Consider the following 3,783-nt stretch of genomic DNA (forward strand, 5'->3'; position numbering starts at 1 on the left):
AAGTTCTTTACCCAATTGGATAGTGATGAAGTTTTCAAAGCTTCAGCTAATCCCACTTATCGATTTTTACACGATCGCGTCCAGCAAGCCGCATATTCACTGATTCCCGATTCACAGAAAAAAGCAACTCATCTCAAAATCGGACAATTACTGCAGCAAAATTTTTCAAAAATAGAGCTAGAAGAAAAACTGTTTGATATTATCGGGCATTTGAATCGAGGAATTGAGTTAATTACCCAACCTAGTGAACGAGAAGCCTTAGCTAAACTGAACTTGGCAGCCGGTTGTAAAGCCAGAAATTCTACCGCGTACATGGCAGCCAGAGTTTATCTACAAGTGGGGGTTGAGCTACTGGCCGCCAACTGCTGGCAAAGCCAGTATGAATTAACCGTGAACCTATATGTTGCTGCTGCCGAAGCTGCCTATTTGAATGCTGACTTTGACGGCATGGAAGAGATAGCAGTACAAGTGTTGGAAGCAGCCCAGACAATCTTAGACAAAATCAAAATTTACGAAATTCAAATCGCCGCCCAGACAGCACAGAGCAAGTCACTAGAAGCCATTGCAGTAGCAAGAGATGCACTCTGGCAATTGGGGGTTGAACTACCCACCGAAGCTGACGAAGCTTTGATTGGTAAAGCGCTAGAAGCCGTTGCCAGCCAACTCCAAGGTAGACGGATTGAAGAGCTAGTTAATCTGCCGGTGATAACTGATGCCAAGGCTCAGGCTGCCATGCCACTATTAGCAACATTATATTCTCCTGTCTTTCTGGGAATGCCCGGTTTGCTGCCCCTACTTAGCTGCAAGATGGTGAGTTTATCGCTCTCCTTTGGGAATGCGCCAGCATCGACGGTGGGGTATGGGATTCACGGACTGGTGTTGTGTGCCTTTTTGGGAGATGTGGAAACGGGGTATGCCTTTGGTAAATTAGCACTCTTATTGCTTGATAGGTTCAATGTCCGGGAATTCAAGTCCATGATTCTGAATCTATTTGGAGCCTTTATTCAGCATCGCAAAGAAGCAATGAGGGCAGTGATGCTGACGACGAAAGATAGCTATAGGTTGGGCATGGAAACTGGCGATTTTCTAAGTGCTGGCTACAGCATGGTCACTTACAGCTATATGAACTTTTTCAGTGGAGTAGAACTGAGCAATTTGGAATCAGAAATAGCAAGTTACAGCGCCGCCTTGGCTCAGGTAAAGCAATATTCGGCTCAGATTTATGTAGATATGGTGCGGCAGACGGTGAATAACTTAAAGGAAGTCGAGATGTCGGATTGCTTAATAGGCAAAGCCTACGATGAAACAGTGATGATGCCCAAGCATAATCAGGATTATGAATTCACTGCCATCGCCGAGCTTTATATCTACAAACTGTTGCTTGCTTACTGCTTTGGTAACTACAAAGAGGCGAACAATTATATTAGCAAAGCCCAGCCATATTTGATAGCAGTACCGGGATGTATTTTTATTCCCATTTTCCATTTCTATGCAGCCCTGACGCATCTGGCAGTGTTTTCCACACATCCTGAAATTGAGCAAGCTTCCATTCTTGCCTCTGTGGAAACCCATCAAACGACTCTGCACCAGTGGGCGCAAAATGCTCCCACGAATCATCTGCATAAATGGTATTTGGTTGAAGCAGAACGGCAGCGGGTTTTGGGTTACAAGGCAGATGCACTTGAAATGTACGATCGCGCTATCCAACTCGCTAAAGAAAATCTATTCATCAACGAAGAAGCCCTCGCAAACGAACTAGCAGCTAAATTCTACTTGGAATGGGGCAAAGAAAAAGTAGCTCAAGCCTACATGATTGAAGCGTATTATTGTTATGCCCGATGGGGAGCTAAAGCCAAAATTGAGGATTTGGAAAAACGTTATCCTCGCCTACTCGGTATTATCCTTCAGCAAGCTCAAGCCTTTAGTTCATTAAAGGAAACGATCGCCCGCGGAACAATTACTTATAATACCAACTCTTCTAGCAGCAACTCTGAATTTCTCGATTTGCCTACTCTGCTCAAAGCCTCTCAAGCCATTTCTGGGGAGATTGAACTAGATAAACTCCTGACTACTCTCCTAAAAATAGCGATCGCAAATGCTGGGGCAACTAAGTGTGCCTTATTGCTCAAACAAAAACAGTATTTACAGGTAGCGGCTATTGTAGCAGAGGGACATGAACCTGAGCTATTACCATCAATACCTCTAGAATCAAGTCAGGATGTACCCATTAGTTTGGTTAACACTGTCAAGCGTAGTTTGAAACCTTTGGTAATAGTTGATGCTAGGGTAAGTTCCCAGCTTGCGAGCGATCGCTATATTGAACAGAACCAGCCGATCAGTGTTCTTTGTATTCCAATTCTTAATCAAGGGCAGTTGATAGGAGTTTTATACCTGGAAAATAACCTGACGGTTGGGGCGTTTACCAGCGATCGCATTGAAGTGCTAAATATGCTGGCTTCTCAAGCTGCTATTTCCTTAGAAAATGCCCGTTTGTATCAAGAATCTCAACAAGCCTTAACCGAACTCAAACAAGCACAAATAAAAATAGTTCAAAGTGAAAAAATGTCAGCGTTGGGAAACTTAGTGGCTGGGGTTGCTCACGAAATTAATAATCCAGTTGGTTTTCTGGTTGGTAATATTCAACCCGCCTTAGAGCATATCCAAGATTTGTTTGGATTGCTCGATTTGTATCAAGAAAAATATCCCCAAATCGATCCAGATATTCAAGATGAAATCGAGAACATCGATCTTGACTACATCCGGGAAGATTTACCGAAATTAGTAGGTTCTATGCAGGAAGGCGTGAAGCGGATTCGGGATATTAGTACCAGTCTACGAACCTTCTCCCGTGCCGATACTAACTATCCCGTAGCTTGCAATATCCACGATGGCATCGATAGCACCATTATGATCCTGAAACATCGGCTCAAGGCTAACGAAAATCGTCCAGAAATCAAAGTGATTAAGGAATACGGTAACTTGCCACAAGTGGAGTGTTATGCCGGTCTGTTGAATCAAGTATTTATGAATTTGTTAGGTAATGCGATCGATGCTTTGGATGAATCAAATCAAAACCGAAATTATGCAGAAATTGTCAACAAGATTACCATTAAAACCGACCTGTCTCTGGATAAAAAACAAGCGATGATTCGCATCAAAGATAACGGTGTGGGCATGAGTGAAGCAGTGCAAGAGAAGATTTTTGATGAATTATTTACTACCAAGGAAGTAGGGAAAGGGACGGGGTTGGGATTGGCGATCGCTCGTCAAATTGTGGTTGAGAAACATGGAGGGGCGATCGAGGTAAATTCTCTATTGGGAGAAGGGACGGAGTTTACAATTTTCTTACCGATGAAAGGATAAGACTATATCGATAGATGGCAATATTTTTATTCAACAATGAAAAAAGAAGAGAAGCGGTAGAGTCTTTCTGCTGGGAGCGAAATCAGTTATCTCACCGTTAGACTTGACAAAGAGAAGTGTATAATAAGTTACAGAAGTCAATGTCTAAGATGGGGTAATCCAGATGAGTGCAGCAGTGGATTTGACAAACCGAGTTTCTGGATATCATCTGGTTGAGCAATTATACTGCGGTTCGAGAACCCTAGTTTATCGAGCCATTAGAGAAATCGATCGGCTTCCGGTTGTCATTAAACTATTAAATCGAGACTATCCCAGCTTCAGCGAACTGCTGCAATTCCGCAACCAGTACACCATCGCCAAAAACCTACGTCTGCCGGGAGTCGTTGAACCTTACAATTTAGAGTCCTATCGCCACAGCTA

Annotated in this window: 1 protein-coding gene and 1 pseudogene; both read left to right on the plus strand. The window is 43.2% G+C overall.

The genetic code is table 11. From position 1 onward, the window contains the following. Positions 1-3,363 (plus strand): trifunctional serine/threonine-protein kinase/ATP-binding protein/sensor histidine kinase (locus QUA27_RS27075; RefSeq protein WP_333072126.1); only part of this gene is annotated, 3,363 nt, incomplete at its 5' end. Positions 3,364-3,526: 163 nt separating this feature from the next. Then, positions 3,527-3,783 (plus strand): annotated as a pseudogene (locus QUA27_RS27080) (hypothetical protein); the annotation flags it as partial.

The organism is Microcoleus harperi Pol14_C6, assembly GCF_036701295.1.
Taxonomy (GTDB): domain Bacteria; phylum Cyanobacteriota; class Cyanobacteriia; order Cyanobacteriales; family Microcoleaceae; genus Microcoleus.